Source organism: Candidatus Koribacter versatilis Ellin345, assembly GCF_000014005.1.
Taxonomy (GTDB): domain Bacteria; phylum Acidobacteriota; class Terriglobia; order Terriglobales; family Acidobacteriaceae; genus Korobacter; species Korobacter versatilis_A.
The window spans coordinates 4,196,802-4,217,004 of sequence record NC_008009.1 but is presented as its reverse complement, the minus strand read 5'-3'; the positions used below and the strand labels follow the sequence as shown (position 1 = coordinate 4,217,004).

The following is a 20,203-nucleotide window of genomic DNA, read 5'->3' as shown; positions in this document are numbered from 1 at the left end:
ACGCCTTCGCTCAGGATGACAGGAAAACGCGGGGAATAATGGCGGGGACGCGCTGGCGGTAGGCGGTATATTCGGGGCCGAAGCGGTCTTCTAGTTCGCGATCTTCGAGGCGAAGCATGAAGTAGCCCGTCACGATGGCGAATGCGCTGAGCGCAATAAGAGAGACGGTGCCGAAGCAGATGGTCCAGCCGAGGAGTTCGCAGAGGTGGCCGAGATAGATGGGGTGCCTGACGCGCGCGCGAATGCCGGTGGTGACGAGGCGCTGGGCGTGGCGGTCGGGTTCGACCTCGGCGAGGCCGGAGAGTTGGACGTGAGTGAAGCCGCGCGAGGAGAGCACGTAGAGGAGCAGACCGGTGAGGACGAGTAAGCCGCCAGGAATATAGGCGTAGGGCGTGGTGTAGAGCGATTGGTTGCGCCACGGATAGAGAACGGCGATCGCGATGACGATGTACGCGAGCCAGAGGGGGAGGATGAGCTTGAAGGAGTGGCGTCCGCGGGCGCGCCAGTGTTTGGTGAAGGGGTGGAGGGTGAACCAGAAGAGCGGGATCGTCGCGTAGACGGCGCAGGCGATGAGGGCGAGAGTGGCGAGGAGAGAGCGCACGGTTTATTTTACGGTTCGTCGGAGAAAGAGTCGCGGGGACAGGGGTCCTTCGACTCCGTTTCGCTGCGCGAAACTCCGCTCAGGATGACAGAACTCGAAAATTATTTGACAACCCGATCTACTTCTTTGCCGGGGGCAGGTTGCGGACTATTACTTTGGCGCTGGCCATGTTGTCGAACTTGTCGTAGATGCGGACGACTACGATGTGTTCTTCCTGCACGGGAGTGGCTGGCGCGATGAGCAAATCGGGCGCGTTTTTCGTGTTCTTCTTGCGTTTGTTCGTGGCGTCGCGGATTGCCGATTCGGGGACGCCTTCCAGCGGATTCGGCGTCACGATCGGAGCGGCGACGTTGATCGGCACGGTGAAGTCGTAGTTCTCGATGCGGCTGTCGGAGATTTGTCCGACGGGTTCGACGGTTTGCCAGTCGCCGGCGTCCACCGAGTATTCGGCGTGGTCGATGACGGAGAAACTGTCTTCGGCGCGGAAGGTGGTGTGGATATTGTTGCCGTCATAGACGGCGGCAAGGTTTTGCACGACCGGAGCGGTGCCGTCGACTTCGAAGCGCGGGCTTTCTTTCTGAGCGCTCAGCGAATCCTGCGGCGTGTGTGAAGGCGCGTCGGAGGCGACGACGCGGATGGTGTAGCCGCCGTCGGGGAGCAGGCCGCTGTCGAAGGAGAACCACTTGTCGCTGAGATTATCTTGCAGCAATTTCCAGCGCGATTCGCCATCGCCGCGATACCAGAGGCTGTAGACGAGGTCGTCATCGTTGTCGTCGTGGGCCTCCCACCGCACAGCGATAGAGCTACGATCGCGCGTGGCGTTGGGGATGGTCTCAAACTTCACGGGAACATTTTGTTGCGGGCCGACGGCAACGGTGTTGTTGTCGGTACGGGCGACGCTGCCAAACTTCGCGCCCGTTTGCACGTAAACGTTCTCGATCACCGGGGCGACATTTTTCGGAAGATAGAAGAGTGTCACGCTGTCGAGCGACGGACCGGGATTGCCTTCATGCAGCACGGCGCGCCATTGAATGAAGCGCGCGGGCGGCGTATCCACAGCGAGTTCGCGCTGGAGATCGACTTTGCGCCACGGGCTCCAGTTGCGGTCGGGATTGTCGACGTTGCCGCTGCGCGCGAAGAACTCGATGTTGCCGGTGCCGCGGACTTGGGCGCGTCCCCACTTGGAGAAGATGTGCGCGTCATAGACGTCGCTTTCGAAGGTGCCATCGGAACCAGCGGTGGGACCCATGTCGAAAATTTTGCCGAGGTTGCTGGTGGCGACGTGGAGACCACCGTCGGCAGCGCGTGCAATCGCTGTGACCTGGCTGGCGCTGGCCTGGAGCAGGTCGGCGAAGGTGCCGTCGGGAGCGATGGAGTAGAGGCGTCCGCGGTTGCCGCTACCGGCGATGAGGCGGCCGGAGGCATCGAAGGCGAGGGTGTAAACGATGTCGGTGGCCGAGGTCCAGATGCGGCGCGGTGAACCATCACTCGCAATGCGATAGACGTCGGAACCGCCGGTGACGGAGAGCGTTTGTAACGGGATCGAGATGCCCTGCTGGATTCCTGCTGGGGTTTGTACGGGCGTGACGGTGCCGGGCGAAGGTTGTGGGTTCGACGGATTGCTGCCGGCTCGCTTCTCACCCACGCCAGCAGCATATATGTTGCCCTGCTGGTCTACGGCGAGCGCGGTGATTTCTTTTTTCGGCGCTGAGTAAAGAACGAAGCCTTCGCCTTGCGGCGAGATGCGGTAGATCAGGCCGCTGCCATCGCTGCCGGCGATGAGGTTCTGTTTGTTGTCCACGGCGAGGGTGCGGATGTGGGCTTCGTCGGACTTAAAGAAGACGCTGCCCTGGCCGTTGCGGTCCACGCGGAAGATTTCGCCGTTATCGCCGGTAGCGACGTAGAGGCGGCCCTGCGCGTCGAGTGCGAGGTCCCAGATGTACTTGGTTTTCGGTTCGAAAAAAATCGTCGCGGTGTAGTCGGGATCAACCGGGAGGCTGGCTTGCTGGCGATTGCCTCCGGGCTCGTTGGCAGCGGCGTTCTGCGCAGTGTTGACGGTCGGCTGCGCGGCTTGCGTGGCCTGTGCGGGCGTGCCTTTACGCACGATTTTGTAGATGCGGCCGTCAGGCGAAGTCGCGGCAAAGAGGGTGCCGTCATCGGCGAGCGCGAGGGCCTGGACTTGAAGCTCCGTCGGTGCGAAGACGATCGTCGCTTTGCCGGCGTTGATGCGGTAGACGCGCGCGGGGGATCCGGCGGCGGCAAAGATGTTGCCCTGGTTGTCGGAGACGATCGACCAGATGTAGGTCGAGGGCGAGGTAAAGACCGGCTTGAACGTGGGCGCGAGTTCGAGCGAGCCGTCGGACCGGATGGCGACGCCCTTGGCGCTGCCTTTCTCAAATTCGTCGTACTTGGATTGGACCCACGTGCGGGTGCCTTCGGCGAAGGCGAGGGAGGAGAGAAGAAGCAGGAAAACCGCGGTCTTGACCGATCTCATTACTACATCAGCGTACCACCGGTGGGCGCAGTTTGCTCTATAGGGAACGTCCTAACCCGCCTGGGCGGCGCGTTGCTGCGGAAGTGCGAGCTGCACCTCCCACTGGCGGGAGGTGCGCAGCACGAAACGAATGACCATGGTCGTGACGAGGATCAGCAGGCATCCCAGGAAAAGCGCGAGCGGAATGATGTAGTTTCCCAGCGCTTCGTGGGCGGGCGGCGCAGGGGGAAAGAACTGTACTCCCATGGTGAAGCTTTCCGGGCCTCCGATCCACATGCCGGTGTGATTCGGGAAGATGGGCTTGCACAGCGCGACGAGGACGAAGCCTCCGCCGACGCAATAGCCGACGGTCGCGCAGAGGAAAACGACGAAACCGAAGATGCCTTTGGTGGCGAGCCTGGCGACGGTGCGCGCCATGACGACTGGCGAAATGCTAAGGCGAGCGCGACGGAGCAAGAGGTTGTCGCGGTAGGCGGCGGCGACGCGATCGGGTGGCCCGAGGCGGGCGAGGATGGCGTCGAGCGCCGCGCCTGGTTGCGAGAGGGCGTCCTGAATGTGGGAGGAGATCTCCAAGAGGATCTCTTCGCGGGTTTCCGCGGGCAGCGACTTGAGGTAAGAACGCAGGCTTTGCAAATATTCCTGGCTCGTCATTGCGGTAACTCCTTTTTCGAAAGTACGGGGGCGACGAGGCGACTGAGATTGCGGGAGAAATCGACCCACGCTTCCGCCATTTTTTGCAGGCGCTCGCGACCGGCCTTGGTCAGCGCGTAGTACTTGCGCGGATGTCCGGCGTCGGCTTCTACCCACTCCGAGGTGAGGAAGGCGTCTTCCTTCAGCCGGCTGAGAATCGGATAGATGGTGCCTTCGGCGAGCACCAGTTGCGAGCGCTCCTCGAGGGTGCGGATGATCTCCAGACCATAGGCTTTGCTTTGCCAGAGCGTGGCCAGGATGGCCATCTCGAGGGCGCCTTTACGGAGCTGGGCTTCCCATCGGTCTTCTCCGTTGTCTCGCTTTGCAAGATACATTGTATTGCTATGTATATGGCAATGGAATGGAAGTGTCAAGAGGGGAAGCGAAAAGTTTTTGACAGACGCAAAAGTAAAGGCGAGCACGAGAGGCTCGCCTTCGGAAGAACGTAACGCGAACCTACTTCACGTCGATGGTGATGACCTGCGCGCCGGCTACTACATAGTCGACTGGGGTGCTGGCTTCGTTCACGCTGGACTCGGCTACTACGACCATGTCCTGCGTGCCGCGCATGCCTTCCATCACGTTCATTACGCTTACGGGTAACGTGGGCATGACTTTGTCTTGCACCATGGCTTGCGGGTTCGCCTCTAAGAGCGAGACGTAGATGCGGCTGTTCTCGTGTTCTTTATTCAGGATCGCGATGGTGGCGCCGAGGTCGAAGCGGCGGTTGGCGTTGGAGCCGGTGCGGCGCATCTTGTCGAGAGTATCGCCATCCGATACGAGGATGCGAAGCTGGCCCTTCGGGCTGCTGGTCGGGATCTTGATCGGTATTTCGCGAACGACCTGCTCGCCGCGATAGGGGCGAAGGACCGTCTCGATGGTGATCTCGTCGCCTGGACGGACTTCGGTCACGTCGGTTCGCGCGGTTTCGAGGCGTGCCCAGCGGCGGTCTTTTACGAGGTCGAAGTTCAGCTCGACACCTTTGATGTTCGGGGTCTCGTAAGGATTGTCGAAGATGCGGTTGAACTTTTCGCCGAGCGAGATGGCGATGCTATAAGCCGTGGGCTGGCCGCCATCGGTGGGCGCGAACATGTTCTGGAGGTCGAGTTTGGGGAAGCCGGCAACGTCGATGTCGCCCTGCATGCGATAGGTGGTGTCCTCGCCGTATTCATTCATGCCTTGGAGGGCGTTGAAGACGGTGGCCATCATCGCGACAGGCGTGATCTTGGCGTTGTTCAGCACTTCGTAGTGGAACGTTTTGGGCTTCGAGGTGCCGTGGAAGGTCAGCGTGACCGGGATCATCTTGGGCTCGGTGCCGAAGCGGCCGAGGATGCCGGTGTGGCGGTCCTGGACGAAGGCGCCGACCGGTTCGGTGGCGTTGACGATCTTGAAGGCATTGGCCGGCGAAGGCAGGGTTGCGAGGACTTCCGCCTTGGTCATCGGCATATTGACCGAGCCATAGTTGAGGATCGGGTGGCCGCAGGCAAGCAGGCGCTGGGCGTCGACATACGTGACGGTGCAGGTTCCGGCGATGCTCATGTCGCCGCGGACGAACAGGGCGCTGACGGCGGAGCCGGGTACGAGAGGTTCAGGCTGCTTGATGCTGGTGTCCACGGAGCCTGCGCCCATGACCGGCGTAACGCCGGCGGAGGCGAACTGCGGGGCGAACATCTTGATAGCGTTTTCGTCGAAGCCGCTGAAGACCAGCGGAGTGGCGATGGGCTGCATGACGCTGGCGAAGCTGTTAGCAGAGCCGGCAGCGTCAGAGGAGACGCCGGGGCCGCCGGTGCGAGTAGCCTGCATTTCAGGCTTCCGCGAACTGGCTTCGGTATCAGCTGGGGCTTCGTCCATGGCGTTGATTTCGAGCATCTGGCCAATTGGAGTGACGCCAGCGATCGGCTCCTTGGAGAATTCGCCGATGCGATACGCTATCGCGCCCACCAGTTTTCCGTCGATATAGACAGGGCTGCCGCTCATGCCCGCGACTACGCCGGTGTATTCAGGCTTCTTGCCCTGGAGGCGGACGAGGATGACGTCGCTCTTGGGGCCGGTCATGTTGCGAAGGACGCCGAGAACCTGGACATCCATAGGCTCGGGCTTGGTGCCTTCGAACACGGTGTAGGCCACGCCCTTCATGCCGGTCTTGATTTCACTCAAGGGCATGATGGGGACGTTGGGAGCAGGGTTCTGGGCGAATGCGCTGGAGGCAGCCAGCAGGAGGGAAGCGACGAAGCGAACAGCAAATTTCATTCAACCACCTGGACAGCGTTACAAAGTCGCCGCGCCGTCGTCAGGAAACAAGAGCCACTCTGAAAATGGACGATGGCCCACAACGATTGTGAGCAACGATGTAAGGCTTTGTCGAACTGCCCCACAGCAACATCGAGAGTGGACTGAGTGCATCTATACTAGCAAAGAGGCTGGTCTTCAATACCCATGACGTTGCCCTATAAACACCTTAAAAAATGGCTTAGCTCGATCGCACAGGAGGCATGCGCCGCTTCTGCTACGGCAGCGGTGATAGCCGGGTTAGTCCTCCCGCCGCAGGTAGCGCTTGCCCAGTCGCAATCGCAAAGCGGTCAACAGCAGCAGCCAGAAGTTCCGGAAGCCGGTGGCCCTGCGGGCGATACCGGCCCCATGGCGATTCCGAAAAAGACGGAAAAGCCGGTGCCGCCACCGCCGCCGCGGCCGAAGACGCCAAGCTCCGACTCACCGAGCTATTCCATCAGCGTGGACGTGCCGCTGGTGAACATTGACGTCTCGGCGAACACGAAAGACGGTGGGTTCATCCCCGGGCTGAAGAAAGAGAATTTCCGCATCTACGAAGATGGCGTGGAACAGAAGATCACCAACTTCGCGCAGACCGAGGCACCGATCACGGCAGTATTGCTGGTGGAATTCGCGAACGGCAGCTATGCGTTCATGAACGACGCGCTGGTGGCGTCGTATAACTTCGCGGCCAACCTGAAGAAGGACGACTGGGTGGCGGTAACCGAGTTCGATATGAGGACGCACATCCTGGTGGACTTTACCCAGGACAAGCGTCAGATTTACGGCGCCCTCAATACCCTGCGGATTCCGGGCTTCAGCGAAGTGAACGTTTTCGACGCACTCTACGACACGCTGGACCGGTTGGACCGCGTGGAAGGCCGCAAGGAAATCGTCCTGGTAAGTTCGGGACGCGACACGTTCAGCCGCATCAACCTGGACCAGATTTTGAAGAAAGTGAAAGCGACTCCAAATGTGACGATCTTCTCGATCAGCACCGGCGCAGCCTTCTTGATCTGGGCCGAGGCGCACGGGATGGGATCGATGCGAGAACTCGATTACCTGCAGGCTGACAACGAAATGAACGAATACGCCAAGCTTACCGGCGGCCAGCACTACAAACCGCGCTTCGAAGGCGAGTTCCCCGACATCTTTAAGGACATCGCAGCACGGGTGCGAAACCAGTACACCATCTCGTACCACCCGGTGAACCATAAGCAGGACGGTTCCTACCGCAAAGTGAAAGTGGAACTGGTGGCCGGCGACGGCAGCGGTAAGCCGCTCATCGTGAAAAACGAGAAGGGCAAAGAGTTGAAGACAGTGCTGGCGTATCGCGAAGGGTATTCGGCGAAACACCAGGTGGAATAGAGCGGTTGGTTATTTCGAGACGCCCGGCGAGAGCTGGGCGTTTTTGATTTTGGGGAAGAGCAATCGAGAACTGTTATTGTTCTTTCTCAAAATCTGTTGAGAGAGGGACCCGCTTGAAAGCGTCCATCTTCTATCGCATCGCGTCCGTGTTGCTGGTGTTGTTCGCCGTAGGGCACACGCTGGGGTTTCGACAGGTTGATCCGAAGTGGGGCATTGATTCGCTGGTCTCCACCATGCAATCGAGCCATTTCGCAGTGCAGGGATTTACGCGCTCGTACTGGGATTTCTACGTTGGCTTCGGACTATTTGTCTCGGTGTTGCTGCTGTTCGCGGCCGTGGTGGCGTGGCAACTTGGAGGTTTGCGGGGAGAAACCCTGGTGGCCATGCGCGGTGTGGGCTGGGCGCTGGCAGCTTGCTTTGCGGTCAACGGGGTGCTGAGTTGGCGATATTTCTTCGTCGTGCCAGTGGTGTTCTCGGCGGTGATTGCGGTGTGCTTGGTGACGGCGGCGGCGTTGTCGGGCAGGACGTAGCCGGAAGTTGATACCATCGCCGCCATGGATACGATTTCCTGGCTTCTAGAAGGCGATCCGGCGATTCGCTGGCAGGTGATGCGCGACCTGACCGACGCTGCTCCGGCCAAGATAGCAGCAGAACGGGCGCGGGTTCCGCACGAGGGAATTGGCGCGGCGGTGCTGGCGGCACAGGGCTCCGATGGCGCCTGGCATTTACCGGATGAGCCGGACTGGCTGCCGACACTCTTCATGATGCAGTTGCTGCGAGCAACCGGCGCGGATTCGAGCGATCCGGCAGTGGCCTCGGCGGTCGAGCGGTTGCACACGGGGTTTCGCTGGGCAGAGGACTTGGGCGGCAAGCCGTTTGTCGAGGGCGAAACCGAGCCGTGCATCAATGGCGGCGCGTTGGCGGCGGGGTCGTACTTCGGGCGGCCGTCGGAGAGCCTGGCGTCTCGGTTGTTGAGTGAACAACTCGCGGATGGCGGATGGAATTGCGATGCGCCGAAGAGTACGCGGTCGTCGTTTCACTCGACGATCTGCGTGCTGGAGGGATTACGCGAGTTTGAGCTCGCCGTGGGAATTAGGACAGACGTCACGGCGGCAAGGCGGTGTGCGGAAGAGTACCTGCTTCGGCGCGGTCTGTTCAGGCGGCTCACGACCGGCGAAGTCGCAAATCCGGAGTTCCTGGAGTTTGCGTTTCCGCCGCGGTATCACTACGACGTGCTGCGTGGGCTCGACTATTTCCGAGCGGCTGGTGTGGAGCCCGATGGTCGGATGAGCGATGCGATCCGGATTATCGAGAGCAAGCGGCAGAGCGACGGACGCTGGATTCTTGACCAGGCGTATAACGAGGCGATCACGGTTCCAACCGGAGAGAACGTCGGCGAGCCGAGCCGGTGGAATACACTGCGGGCGATGCGGGTGCTGCAGTGGTGGGGAAAGAGCGTGGCGGATCGAGGAAACTAGAACGAGTCCGGCCAACGACGCGAAGCGTGGAACACCCGGATAATTTCAATGCGATTGTCACGTACGCGGTAGGGGACCACGTACGGAGTATTGGCAATCACTAGTTCTCGTGTCCCGTAGACTCTGCCCACGCGTCCCATCGCAGGAAATTGCGCGAGATGGCTCACAGCGGAAGCGATGAGTTCCGCCGTGTTTTCCGCCGCTGTCGGGTTATCGCGAGAAATGTAGTCAACCTCATCGCGAAGGTTGGAGAGGGCCCGACGGAGCCACTTAACCTGCACGGCGTCTGTATTTCTTGAAGACCTGCTCTACTTCTTCGTCGGTTGCGAAGTCTCCTGCATCAGCTTCCTGCAAACCCTTCTGAATTTCTTCGATCTGCCATTCGTTGATCGATAGATAATCTTTCACCGCTTCTGTGAGCAGAAATGTGCGGCTGCGCTGGGTGGCTTCCGCAAGTTTGTCGAGTTTTTTCGTCAACTTCGGATCGAGTCGCAGGGTGATGGGTTGGTTTTCAGGCATAAGAACTGCTCCGAATACAGATGCTATACTTGTAGTCGCAATGATGCACGGAGATTCTCCATTTCGCGCGAATGTAAATTCGCACGGGTTTTTCCTCAGAAATTGTTTACTTAGAAGGGCTTGCCCCTTGATTCCGGAGTAACAGGCTCGCATAATTGACAGTGGCTGGAGCTGAACTCTACCCGATGCATCGTTACCATCGAGCGGACGTGTTGCGCATCCTGCATATCTCGGCCAAGCAACTGATTGGCTGGGAAAAGGCGGGCTTGCTTGCTTCGTCCGAGATGTATTCCTTCTTCGATCTCCTTCAAGTGAAAAAAGTTCGGGACCTGCGGGCGCAAAAAGTGCGCCCGACGGCGATTCGCGAATCACTGCAGGCCATGCAGAAGCAGGTGGCTGGGTTGGAGAATCCGCTGCTGGAGGCGTCGGCGATCACGGTGCGCGGAAGAGTCGCGTTCCGGCATGAAGGCATGTCGATGGATCCCATCGGCGGGCAGTACATGATGGAGTTTGCGCCGGTCGGGCAACTGGTATCGGCCAACGTGCGGCGCATGTATTCGGCGCAGACCGCGAGCGAATTCTTTGCGCGCGGCGTGGCGCTGGAAGAAGATCCGAACAGCCAGGACGAAGCGATCGCGGCCTATATGAAGGTCCTGGAAATTGAGCCGAACCATGCGGCGGCGCACATCAACCTCGGCACGGTGTATTACAACCGCGGCGAATTCGATGATGCCGAGATGCACTACCGCAAGGCCGTCGAAATCGATTCGCGTTACGCGCTGGCATACTTCGATCTCGGCAACGTTCTCGATGAAACCGGACGTTTGGACGAAGCCGTGCGGGCGTATCGGACTGCGATTATTCTTGCGCCCACTTACGCGGACGCGCATTACAACCTGGCGCTTGCCTTTGAGAAGTTGAAGATGCCGCGCAAGGCGCTCAAGCATTGGCGCACCTATACCAAGCTGGACGCCAATGGGCCGTGGGCCATCCACGCGCGCAAACAGATTGCGCGGACGCTGGAGAATGATCGGTTGAAGGTTGTGTATCGCAGCCAGTAGTTAGCTCGCAGGACAATCTCAAAAATCTGTGGTGGGATAGGGGTCCTTCGACTTCGCACGCTTCGCGTGCTTCGCTCAGGATGACAAAAGGCCCCACCCTATCCGCTGCACGGATAAGAATGGGGCACCCTCAGAAGATATTGAGTAGCCGAACTTACTCCGCGGAGGCGGAGGTCGAGCTCTTGTCGGACTTCACTTCGAGTTCGTTGACGACTTGCTTCACGTTCGGAACGGCCTTGGCGAGCTTCGCAGCTTCCATCTTCTGTGTAGACGTCTTGACGCTGCCCTTCAGAACGATGGTGCCGTTCTTCACGTCGGCGCGGATGCTCTGGTCATCGAGGGCCTTGTGGGCCTTGATCGAGGCCTTGAAGTTGTCCTTGATGCCGTCGTCGAGCTTGTCGTCTACGCCTTTGAGCTGGCTGGCATCGGCTTCCTGCGGACGCACGCCGAGTTCGTTGGCGACGGTGTAATCAGGAGCGTTTTCTTTGGCGATCTGTTCGGCGCGGGCTTTGTCGTCGGCGGAGATAACGTCGCCGGTCAGCGTGAGGACGCCCTTGTCGCGGTCCTGCGCGACTTTCACGACGCCGAGATTGCCCTGCGTCATGGCGCTATCAACTTTGTCTTTTACGTCGGCGTGTTCGGTCGCTTTGTTGTTGCATGCGGTGGTCGCGAATACGGCGAGCAGCAACGCGAAGAGAACTGCGAGTGCACTGCGTTTCATGTGTTTCCCTCCTGGGTCTTGCGGCGTCCATGCTGGGCCGCGGCGGCCTTACTACTCGTGGGCCATCTGTTCGGATGGCGGGAGTTCAGGAGCGAGTTGGCTTGAAACGAGAGTCACAGCATCCCCACTCAGTTGCGGAACATAGCAATCGTGCAGAAGGTTGCCTCGGCTAAGCAATCATCGGCGAGCAGAGACATCGATGATCGGCTATCTGTAAGCAATCGTTATGGGTCTGCAAAATTCAACGTACGTTTACCTAGGCAGCAGCGTGTCTCCTTAGACTTTCCGCTGGTCGCTAGACCAAGAGAAAAGCATAGGAGAACCGATCCGTGAGAGATGCATTGCTCCGTTTCTGCGCAATTGTCCTTGCGTGTGGCTCGATTGCCGCGACCCAGGCCCAGGCACAGCCAAACCTTATTGCCCGCGGCACGCTGACCACTTCGCGCGCCGGTTATTACAAAGACTTGTCGGGCTTGAATTACACCCTCGAGAATGGCGTGTCCGCGAACCTGCTGGGCGGTCTGGGGTCGGGATTGACGTATGTTTCCGGCGATACGTTCCTTGCGGTTCCGGACCGCGGTCCCAATGCCGTCAGCTACAACTCCCTGATTGACGACACCGCCTCGTACGTCGAGCGCTTCCACACCATCCAGATGCAGCTTCTGCCGAACCCACATGGGACGCTGCCGTTCCGCGTGGAGCCGAAGCTGAAGGATACAACGCTACTGTTTGCGCTGGCGCCGCTGCACTATGGCGATGGCACCGCCTACGGTGTCCCTTCGGGCGTGCCCCCAATCAATTCACATTTCCGTCATTACTTCTCGGGACGTTCTGACGACTTCAACTCGGCGACTGGTTCCGACGATCAATTCGACGCGCGCCTCGATGCCGAGTCGATCCGCGTTTCCAACGATGGATGGTCGGTGTTCATCTCCGACGAATACGGCCCGTATGTTTACCAGTTCAGCCGCTTGACGGGTGAGCGCATTCGGAGCTTCCAGCTTCCGCCAGAGTTCTATGTAGCGCACAAGAACACTACGACGGCTTCGGAGCAGGCCGCGAACACCAGCGGACGCGTGCCCAACAAAGGCATGGAAGGGCTGGCGATTACGCCAGACGGCAGGAAACTGGTCGGCATTCTGCAGGCAGCGACGATCCAGGATGCCGCGGCGAAGCAGAAGAAGTTGCTGCGGATGGCTGTCATCGATATCGCATCAGGCAAAGTCATTCATGAGTTCGGATATTTGTTGACCGACGGCTCCGGCGTGAGCGATATCATCGCGCTGAACAATCACGAGTTCATCGTGGATGAACGCGATGGCAATGGGCTGGGCGATGGCTCGACAGCCGTAGTGAAGAAGCTCTACAAGATTGACCTCGCTAAGGCGATCGACATCACGGGCATGACATCCGCAGATGCGGCGGCAGCGGCGGCTTCCACGCCGAAGTCGTTGTTCCTGGACATCGTCGGTATTCTCAACGCCAACGGCATTGTCTCCATGCAGATTCCCGCGAAGCTCGAAGGCGTAACCTTTGGATCGGATGTGCGCCAGAAGGGCAAGACGATTCATACCATCTGGGTCGCGAATGATAACGACTTCCTGCAGGACTACGCCGGCATCACCAACAGCAACCCGAACCAGTACTTCGTGTTCGGGTTCACGGATGCCGATCTCGCCGGCTCGGTGTATGTGCCGCAGCACGTAGAACGGTTCCCATGGGAGGGGTAAAACGAACTGGATGTTTCGTAGGAGAGGCGCCTCGCGGCGCCTTTTCCTATTCGTGCTCAGGAACGTTCAGCCTGACCCAGTAGTTTGGATTTGGTGGACGCGCCACGACTTGACGGTCGATTTTCGGCGCTACGCAATCACTGAACTGGTTCTTCGGGTGCGGATTGATGTTGAAGAGAGTGCCATCCTGTTGCACATCGGCGTAGATGTCGAAGGCGCGCAGCTGGTCTGCAACTTGAGTACGGCAGTCATTGAGAATTTTGGAGTACTTGCTATTGAATTCAGCATTTACTGCCTTGGCATAGGCACGTCCAACATCGGTTTTGAGATTGGCGCGGGCCGCAATGGGGTAATCTCCTCCGGGCATGAGGAAGGCGTTGGTCCAGTCCTTTGCGCCGATGAAGTACTTCTTGTGTTGCCAAGTTGCTATGGAGTAGCTGCTGCCGATTTGCGGGAAAAGCGGCGCGGCGTACATCGGGTCCCAGTTCTGGGTGGCGAGCCACGCCATCTGGTTCATCTTCACGAGTGAGGCGTCATACTTCGACTGGATCTTTTCATAGCCGCGCTTCACCCGGACCCATTTCATCTGCTTGAACTCTTGATCATAGGCGCATTGGCAGGTCGCGGCGATTTCGAAGTAAATGCGATCGCCTTCGTCGCCGCCGATGCGATCCGCGATGTCATCGGCGAACTGCTGGAATTGACCGCTCTTGCCGTACCACTTCCGCTGGAGATATCGACCACGTTCGCGATAGTAGGTGTAATAGGTGGGCTCGTAAGCAACGGCCTTATCGAAAACCGCTGCTTCTTCGCTCTGCTTCCATCCCTGTTGCAGCGCCACGCGCAGCATCGCGTAGTACCAGTGCGGATCGTCTCCGCGGAGACGATGGGCTTCTTCGAGGGTGTCGCGGGCCTGTTGGGCGCGCTCAGAAAAGAGGCGAGCGCCAGACTCGGTGACATTGTCGGCCACGTCGTCGCCGCGGGCAAAGAAGCCATAGTTGAGATAGGCATCGGCGAGGGCGACGCGCGCTGTGATGGATTCAGAGTTCTTCTTGGTCCACGTCTGGAGATTGCCGATCAATGCCTGCCAATCGGCATCGGTTGCGTTATCTCCTCCGATTGGCTTGCTGAGACCGCGATAGAGCTCGAGCAGCTTCCACGTGCCACCAGCGAAGCGGGTTTTCCTGGAGCGGGCTTCGTCTGCTATGTGTTCGAGATCGTCGTATTGACCCTTGGCCAGGGCTTCCGCGGCGGCGAGTTGATACCGCTCCATGGCATCGACGTCGGTGTTGGTGTCGGCCGTCCAACTTGCAATGATCGTGCGCGGATCGTCTGGAATGTCGGGAACTGGCGAGGTCTTGCGAGGTTGTCCCGCCGCAATTTCTTGTTGCCGCGCGTAGACCGAGTATCCAATGTAGCCAACGGCGCCAAGGATGAGTACGAGAAGAAGCGCGATAGTAGCTGGTTTACGAGCGTCGCTGGACATAAGGATTGAGACAAGATACAGGGAGACTAGAACGAGCGGAAGAGCGTAGTTGATGTCTCCAAGCTTTAGCGCGGCTTGTATTGATACCAGATGATGTGGTCGCCGTCTTCTTTCTCGTCGGAATAGGCGGTGCTGGAACCACCGATCTGGTGGATGCTTAGGGTCTGGACGTCTGGCAGGCCGTCGTTGGTGAGGAGCAGGCCGCCGGGCTTGAGCATGGATTGGATGTTGGCGAGTGCGAGCGCCTGGTGGAATTCGTCGTAATAAACCAGGATGTTGGTGGCGACGATGAGATCGTATTTCTCGTCTTCGTTCAGCGGGAGTCGCTGCCACACCACATTCTCGTCGCGCGGATGAATGCGCAGCACCGTGGCAGTCGGCACACGGATGGCGCGAATTTCTACCTTGCCCTCCGACGGCGGCACGGTTACGGCCTTCGTCGCCGCAGCGATTTTGGATCCGGCATTCTGCCAGAATTCGCGAGCGCCGGCGGTCCAGTTCTTGTCTCCACGCAGCGGCATTTGAATGTCGTAGGGCTTGCCCTGACTCGCGTTGCGGCGCATCGCAGCCACGTGTTCGTTCACTCGCGGGCTGATGTCGAGCGTGGTCAGTTCGACCTGGTCTGGATTTGAAAGCCCGATGCGGATCAGGGAATCGAGCAACAGGAACGGTTGTGTCGTCTGCTGCGGATAGAAGTCGAAGCCTTCCGCCTTATCGGTAAAGTCAAGTCCGGGGCCGATCACGGCGACGCGGTGGATGCCGTCCCTCGCAAAAAGATGGACGCGGAGGATTTCTTTCAGCGCTTCTTCAAGCGCGTAGTCGGGCATGATCGAGGTATCGAGCGAGATGCCGCGCTGCTGGAAGAGCGTGCTGCGAATGGCGAACTCAACGCCGGTGTCGCCAGCCTCCCGGGCCTGCTGCAATTTTTCCTCGAATTGCGAGAACTCGGAATACACGCGTGAGACCGCGGCGAGCAGATAAGCGTGGAGTTTTTCGCGCGCTGCGGGAGTGTCGACATTCTGTCCGCGCTTTTGCATCAGGCCGCGCATGTAGCGCAGGCGTTCGCCCGCATTTGGCGATGCCATGGCGGCGATCACATCGTTGGCTCGCCGCGAGAGGATGTCGGAAACAACGCTGCGCTGAGCAGGATTGATGCTCATACCGTTTTGCTTCAGGAACTCGGCGGTCAATCGCGGCTCTTTCGTGAACGAGGTTCCGTAGAGCAACAGATTTACCAGCGAGTCTTCGTCGCCTTGGAGCAGGCGCTCGCGGGTGGAGCGGTCCTGCTCGCTAACGTAGGCGGGCCACTTCGCCTGCACCTGCGCCGGCGTGAGGCCGCGGAGGTCAGCGGGTGGGTCGTCGGAAAAATCGTTGAGGACAGGCTTCGCTTCGGAGTAAGTGATGTCGTGCGCAGGCTTAAGCTGTCCCAATCCGAGGGCCGCCGAAAGCAATAGGAACGCGATGATGCGTCGCGAAGACATTCAGGAAATATTAAGGCATTCCCTCAAAGCGTGAGCCGCATTTCATTGGTTGGCCCGAATCCGAGGGATTCATAGAGCGGACGCCCTTCATCGCTGGCGTGCAGGCCGACGGAAGGGAAGCCCTGCGCTTTGCACCAGTCAATCATCGCGACCATCAGCGCACGGGCTATGCCCCGGCGGCGATATTCGGGTTCGACGAACATGTTGAGGATCATCGCGCGCTTAGCCAGCGTGGAGCCGGGGTTGCCAGGCCATTCGCTGATAACAACACCGCCGCCGCCCACGATTTTGCCGTCGGCTTCGGCGAGCCAACCGACATAGCCACCGCTGGGAAGTGCGGCGGTGAAGTATACGCGCGCGGCATCATTCACGGCTTCGAGAACCGACGCCGGACGGCCCATGTCGCGCCACATGGCGTAGCGGTGGTAAACAAGCGTTTCGAGATCGGCGAGGGTGGCTTCGCGGAACGTGAACGACATGCAACTAGGTTATAACTCTCGTGCCATGTTTTTCCTGAAAAGTCAGCACCTGGGGTGGCGGCATTGGCACCAGGAAGATCTGCCACTGGCGCAGCAGTTGTGGGGCGACGCGCGAGTCACGAAGTTTATCGCCGGGGGGATGACAGCCGAGCAGGTCGCCGAGCGCTTGCGACGAGAAATCGCCCAGCAAGAAGAGTTCACCGTGCAATATTGGCCGATCTTCTGGCTGGAGAGCGGCGAGTTCGTGGGATGCTGTGGGCTGCGTCCTTATGAAAATATCTATGAGTTGGGATTTCATCTGCGGCCGGAGTTTTGGGGCAAGGGCCTGGCGGAAGAGGCGGGACGGGCGGTGATCCAGTATGCGTTCAATGTGATGCAGGTGAAGGAGTTGTTCGCAGGACATCATCCGGACAACCGGCCGTCGTGGCGGGTGCTGGAGAAACTGGGATTTATATACGTGGGTGATGAGATCTATCCGCCGACGGGGCTGATGAATCCGGGGTACAGGCTAAGGAACAACGTACTGTAAATCTGCGTATCATGTGACGTGCGTCACAGCCTGTTCGTGATGCGAAGCAGAGAATGAACCACGATGCAGTTCCGTAGAGCCATCTCGAGCGTTGTGCTGGTTGCGTTGCTGATGTGGTCGGTGAGCGCGATGTGCGCGCCGATGACCATGTTGCACGCGCCGAGCTGCGACAAGATGGCCTATCGCACGGTGATGATGCCGCACCCGCATGTGGCGGGGATGGCATCGCACAAATGCTGTCCGCCGAAAGAAATCCTGGTCATCGTTTGCTACCGGATGCACGGCGACAGCGACTGCGACACCATGGACGGCTGCATGATGATGCACGCCGACCAGGCGATCAGCGGAACCACCAAATATCTTGATGATGGGCAGGCACGCGCCTTCGCGACCGCCCATGCGATCAACCTCCTGAATGAAGAAAATGCTCATTCCGGCGTGATATGGGAACGCGCTGGGTTGCGCTACCAGAAACCTGTCTTCGAAGCCAAAGCCGACCTGCGCGTTTAGACCTCTTCCATAGCCTTCGCCTGAAGGCACGATCCGCACATTTCCTACGCTGCATGTACATGGCAGCGGTGTTTCCCCGCGGTATCAGACACTGGAAAGAGGATTTTATGAAACCGAAGTATGCGATTTTCGTGATGTTCGTCGTGATGTTGTTCGCGATCGGCATGGTGGCACAGTCCGCGGCGCCAGCGGCATCCACAGATAGCAAAGCGTGTTCGTGTTGCAGCCATGATGGCGCGAAAGCAGACGCCAAGAGCTGTTCGAAAGACGGCGGCTGCTGCACGGATGGCAAATGCTGCGATATGAAAGACGGCAAAATGAGCTGCAACAAGGACTGCTGCAAAGGCATGAAGGACATGGCTAAGGGCAAGTCGTGCTGCAAAGACGGCAAATGCGAGATGGCCAAGGCCGGCAAGGCCTGCTGCGGCGATCATTGCAAGATGGACAAAGCCAGCTAGTTTTCGGAACCTCCTGAGTTGCGCCCCGGCTTCGGTCGGGGCGTTTTTATTGGGGACGGAACGCAAAAAAGCCTCGGGTGTGTCCCGAGGCTTGAAGCGAATTGCATACTGATTTCTTGTCTTGAAGAGCTAACTGCTTAAATGTCCCGGAGCCCAAAATCTGTATTGCTGTAGAGCCCAACTACGTACTGAGAAATCTTCGAAAGGATACTGTCGTGGCCCAACTGCATCGTACGAGAACAGACTAAGTCGATCGTGTGCGGAGAGGAATAGCTCGGAAGGCGATTTACGTCACACAAGGGTGGGAGAACCACGACTACACCCTCAAAGCGCCAGCGCAAACGGCAGGCCGAAGCCTGCCGCGCTCCGCTTCCGAACCTTCTATTGCTTTGCAACCTTCGGTGCTCCCACGAAACGAGGCGTAACCCTAAACTTCTGTTTCGTCTCGGAGGGCACGCCTGACGCACTGGCGCCTCCGGCCGTGGTCATTATGCCGGAAACGACAAACGAGATTGCCTGGCTGGTTCCTGTGCGAAACGGCGCTGTTGCAAACGTCGTACTCTGGGACAGGAAAGCCTCCAAATAAAAGATGTAGGTGGAGCCGGCGTGCAGCATCCCGGCCGGCACAGTCACGCTGTTTCCATTGGTATAAAACGACGCGATCGCGTTGAACTTGCTTGTGTCGTAGACGTACAAAGCGTACGACGTTGGAGTGCCCGTCGACGGAGTGGACCACGAGATTTGTGGGCTCAACGAAATGTTGGTCTGGTCGCTCAGGAAATCTTTGCCATCCACGGTTACGGAGCGCGGCAAACTTATAACCGGAACGATCGGAGTGGCAGAGGTCGGCACTGCGTTGGTGAAGATTGCGCCGCCGACGACAAATTCAAAATTGCTCGAACCGACATTAATGATGCGGAGGCCGTAGTCGAGAAACTGGGTGTAGGGAACGCCGGTCTTGGAAATCATGGCATAGCTAAAACTGCCCAGGTCTGTGTCCGTGGTGACGTTTCGCAGGTCTGGACCATAGGCAATGTCGATACCGCCCGCGGGGCCTTCCGTTCCGGGATAGCGTGCGTCGTAGAAGTCGAACTCTTTTAGAAGAGGGGTAACCCCAGGCAGACCCGCATACAGCGCGTCCCACTGCGTGATCTTGATCACCGGATTGGCGGTGCTGGTTCCGCTGAGCGCAGCGGTATTGGTGGTCAGGTTCGTTGTTCCGCCATCAGTCTGCGTAATACTGTCGTATTCGGCAGCATCAACGGCTACGCCGAGGCCAGTGGACGTTGGCGAGTAATGAACAAAGAAGCCGCGATCTCCCTTGGCACTATCGATGAGGCCGCCCGACTGCGGGAACGTTGACACAAGATGTTGCGTGAAAGAAGTCGGCAGGCCGTTTCCAAAAGCACCTGCATCTGGACTTGCCCACGCGAGAGAGTCTTCGCTCTTAGGGGCAACGGCGAGATCGAAGCTTGTCGTGATGGTCTGGCCGAGCTTCTCCTGCACAACATCCGGTCGTTGGCCGAGCAGCATGCCGAGGTCGACATCACTGGCGTTGGTCCAGATGTAATTGTCCTGGAGAGTACCGACCTCCGGCTGCTGCACATGCAGCCAGAAGCTGCCGGTGCCGATGTTGCCCACACTGAAGGTGCCGTCATCCTTGCCCGATCCTCTCACCGTGTTGTAGCCACCCTTGCCATCGGGAACGAGGGCTTCGACGACAGAACCGCTGAGGTCCTGGTTGTAATTTTTCAAGCCACTGCCCGTGACGGCGTGATCAACGGCGGTACCGTCAATATTGCCATTTGGCGTGACGCTGAAGAACTGCGTGGCGGTTCCGTTATTGCTGGTGGTAGCAGTGATTGTGAATGAGTTCGAGATACGCGATTCGGCGTGGGTAGGCGTCCACTTCAAGGTGGCGCCATCGAAGGTGGCGCCGCTCGGGACAGTGGTTGCCGCGTAGGTCACCGTGCTGCCGTCCGACGTCGTCGTGGTGACGTCGTAGGTATACAGAACGCCTTCGCGCGCGATGGTCGGAGCCGTGCTGGTGAAGACTGGCGCGACTCCGGTAGTTGCTGTCGTGCTGGAACTACTGCCGCCGCAGGCGCTCAAGAAAAGAGCAGCCGGAATGAGAGCAATCAATAAAAGGGAACGGAGAACTTGGTTACGTACGGCAGGCCCAAACACAGACGCGGGATACGGCATGATGTCCTTTCGGCGGACGAATAGGAGAGTTGATGGAAAGACTGATGATAAAGGGGATGGTGAGCATAGTTCAATTGCCCAGAAGTCGAAAGCAGCGAGATTTTCGGAAAAAGAAACGGCAGGCT

Annotated in this window: 20 protein-coding genes; 8 read left to right on the top strand and 12 right to left on the bottom strand. The window is 58.8% G+C overall.

Translation table 11 applies throughout. The features are described from left to right. Nucleotides 1–10 precede the first annotated feature (10 nt). From ACID345_RS25775 to ACID345_RS18435, 5 genes are all read right to left on the bottom strand, one after another. On the bottom strand, nucleotides 11–601 hold the full coding sequence (locus ACID345_RS25775) for a methyltransferase family protein (RefSeq protein ID WP_011524366.1): 591 nt from the start codon (nucleotides 599–601) through the stop codon (nucleotides 11–13). Between the two features lie 118 nt (nucleotides 602–719). After that, complete coding sequence (locus tag ACID345_RS18450; RefSeq protein WP_011524365.1) at nucleotides 720–3,095, bottom strand: hypothetical protein; 2,376 nt, start codon at nucleotides 3,093–3,095, stop codon at nucleotides 720–722. A gap of 51 nt (nucleotides 3,096–3,146) precedes the next feature. Beyond that, nucleotides 3,147–3,746, bottom strand: a complete 600-nt coding sequence (locus ACID345_RS18445; RefSeq protein WP_011524364.1) for a DUF1700 domain-containing protein — start codon at nucleotides 3,744–3,746, stop codon at nucleotides 3,147–3,149. Further along, complete coding sequence (locus tag ACID345_RS18440; protein WP_011524363.1) at nucleotides 3,743–4,120, bottom strand: PadR family transcriptional regulator; 378 nt, start codon at nucleotides 4,118–4,120, stop codon at nucleotides 3,743–3,745. Before ACID345_RS18440 ends, ACID345_RS18445 begins: the two co-directional genes overlap by 4 nt. Nucleotides 4,121–4,241: 121 nt before the next feature. Further along, nucleotides 4,242–6,035: a SpoIVB peptidase S55 domain-containing protein gene (locus tag ACID345_RS18435; protein WP_011524362.1), complete on the bottom strand. Its 1,794-nt coding sequence runs from the start codon at nucleotides 6,033–6,035 to the stop codon at nucleotides 4,242–4,244. A 267-nt stretch (nucleotides 6,036–6,302) separates the two neighbouring features. Here ACID345_RS18435 and ACID345_RS18430 point away from each other — a divergent pair, with 267 nt between their 5' ends. From ACID345_RS18430 to ACID345_RS18420, 3 genes are all read left to right on the top strand, one after another. Next, a complete protein-coding gene (locus ACID345_RS18430) occupies nucleotides 6,303–7,421 on the top strand; it encodes a VWA domain-containing protein (protein ID WP_187148855.1) in 1,119 nt (372 codons plus the stop codon). A 113-nt stretch (nucleotides 7,422–7,534) separates the two neighbouring features. After that, nucleotides 7,535–7,951: an LIC_13387 family protein gene (locus tag ACID345_RS18425; RefSeq protein WP_011524360.1), complete on the top strand. Its 417-nt coding sequence runs from the start codon at nucleotides 7,535–7,537 to the stop codon at nucleotides 7,949–7,951. A 24-nt stretch (nucleotides 7,952–7,975) separates the two neighbouring features. Beyond that, on the top strand, nucleotides 7,976–8,899 hold the full coding sequence (locus ACID345_RS18420; RefSeq protein WP_011524359.1) for a hypothetical protein: 924 nt from the start codon (nucleotides 7,976–7,978) through the stop codon (nucleotides 8,897–8,899). Here the strand turns inward: ACID345_RS18420 and ACID345_RS18415 are convergent. Further along, nucleotides 8,896–9,180 (bottom strand): type II toxin-antitoxin system mRNA interferase toxin, RelE/StbE family, encoded by a 285-nt coding sequence (locus ACID345_RS18415; protein WP_011524358.1) that lies wholly within the window; start codon nucleotides 9,178–9,180, stop codon nucleotides 8,896–8,898. The genes ACID345_RS18420 and ACID345_RS18415 overlap by 4 nt on opposite strands. Further along, a complete protein-coding gene (locus tag ACID345_RS18410) occupies nucleotides 9,170–9,418 on the bottom strand; it encodes a CopG family ribbon-helix-helix protein (RefSeq protein ID WP_011524357.1) in 249 nt (82 codons plus the stop codon). The genes ACID345_RS18415 and ACID345_RS18410 overlap by 11 nt, the downstream gene beginning before the upstream one ends. A gap of 185 nt (nucleotides 9,419–9,603) precedes the next feature. Here ACID345_RS18410 and ACID345_RS18405 point away from each other — a divergent pair, with 185 nt between their 5' ends. Then, a complete protein-coding gene (locus ACID345_RS18405; protein WP_011524356.1) occupies nucleotides 9,604–10,479 on the top strand; it encodes a tetratricopeptide repeat protein in 876 nt (291 codons plus the stop codon). Between the two features lie 154 nt (nucleotides 10,480–10,633). On the opposite strand, the gene ACID345_RS18400 is transcribed toward ACID345_RS18405, so the two are convergent. Then, complete coding sequence (locus ACID345_RS18400) at nucleotides 10,634–11,200, bottom strand: BON domain-containing protein (protein ID WP_011524355.1); 567 nt, start codon at nucleotides 11,198–11,200, stop codon at nucleotides 10,634–10,636. A 329-nt stretch (nucleotides 11,201–11,529) separates the two neighbouring features. On the opposite strand from ACID345_RS18400, the gene ACID345_RS18395 reads away from it, so the two are divergent. Then, nucleotides 11,530–12,930: an esterase-like activity of phytase family protein gene (locus tag ACID345_RS18395; protein WP_011524354.1), complete on the top strand. Its 1,401-nt coding sequence runs from the start codon at nucleotides 11,530–11,532 to the stop codon at nucleotides 12,928–12,930. A 46-nt stretch (nucleotides 12,931–12,976) separates the two neighbouring features. On the opposite strand, the gene ACID345_RS18390 is transcribed toward ACID345_RS18395, so the two are convergent. The 3 genes from ACID345_RS18390 to ACID345_RS18380 all read right to left on the bottom strand — a co-directional run bounded on the left by ACID345_RS18390 (nucleotide 12,977) and on the right by ACID345_RS18380 (nucleotide 16,376). Further along, nucleotides 12,977–14,416, bottom strand: coding sequence for a tetratricopeptide repeat protein (locus ACID345_RS18390; protein WP_011524353.1), 1,440 nt, complete (start codon nucleotides 14,414–14,416; stop codon nucleotides 12,977–12,979). A gap of 65 nt (nucleotides 14,417–14,481) precedes the next feature. Then, nucleotides 14,482–15,897 (bottom strand): hypothetical protein, encoded by a 1,416-nt coding sequence (locus ACID345_RS18385; protein WP_011524352.1) that lies wholly within the window; start codon nucleotides 15,895–15,897, stop codon nucleotides 14,482–14,484. 23 nt (nucleotides 15,898–15,920) lie between these two features. Continuing rightward, entirely contained in the window at nucleotides 15,921–16,376 is a 456-nt protein-coding gene (locus tag ACID345_RS18380) for a GNAT family N-acetyltransferase (protein ID WP_148210169.1), read from the bottom strand. Nucleotides 16,377–16,401: 25 nt separating this feature from the next. On the opposite strand from ACID345_RS18380, the gene ACID345_RS18375 reads away from it, so the two are divergent. The 3 genes from ACID345_RS18375 (at nucleotide 16,402) to ACID345_RS25770 (ending at nucleotide 17,873) form a co-directional block, all read left to right on the top strand. Next, entirely contained in the window at nucleotides 16,402–16,905 is a 504-nt protein-coding gene (locus ACID345_RS18375) for a GNAT family N-acetyltransferase (protein WP_011524350.1), read from the top strand. A gap of 63 nt (nucleotides 16,906–16,968) precedes the next feature. Beyond that, nucleotides 16,969–17,415 carry a hypothetical protein gene (locus tag ACID345_RS18370; RefSeq protein ID WP_148210167.1) on the top strand — a complete coding sequence of 149 codons (447 nt, stop codon included), beginning with the start codon at nucleotides 16,969–16,971 and terminating at the stop codon, nucleotides 17,413–17,415. A 107-nt stretch (nucleotides 17,416–17,522) separates the two neighbouring features. Continuing rightward, nucleotides 17,523–17,873, top strand: a complete 351-nt coding sequence (locus ACID345_RS25770; RefSeq protein ID WP_049761962.1) for a hypothetical protein — start codon at nucleotides 17,523–17,525, stop codon at nucleotides 17,871–17,873. Nucleotides 17,874–18,254: 381 nt separating this feature from the next. Here ACID345_RS25770 and ACID345_RS18360 read toward each other — a convergent pair whose 3' ends face one another. Next, entirely contained in the window at nucleotides 18,255–20,078 is a 1,824-nt protein-coding gene (locus ACID345_RS18360; RefSeq protein WP_011524347.1) for an Ig domain-containing protein, read from the bottom strand. Nucleotides 20,079–20,203: the final 125 nt, after the last annotated feature.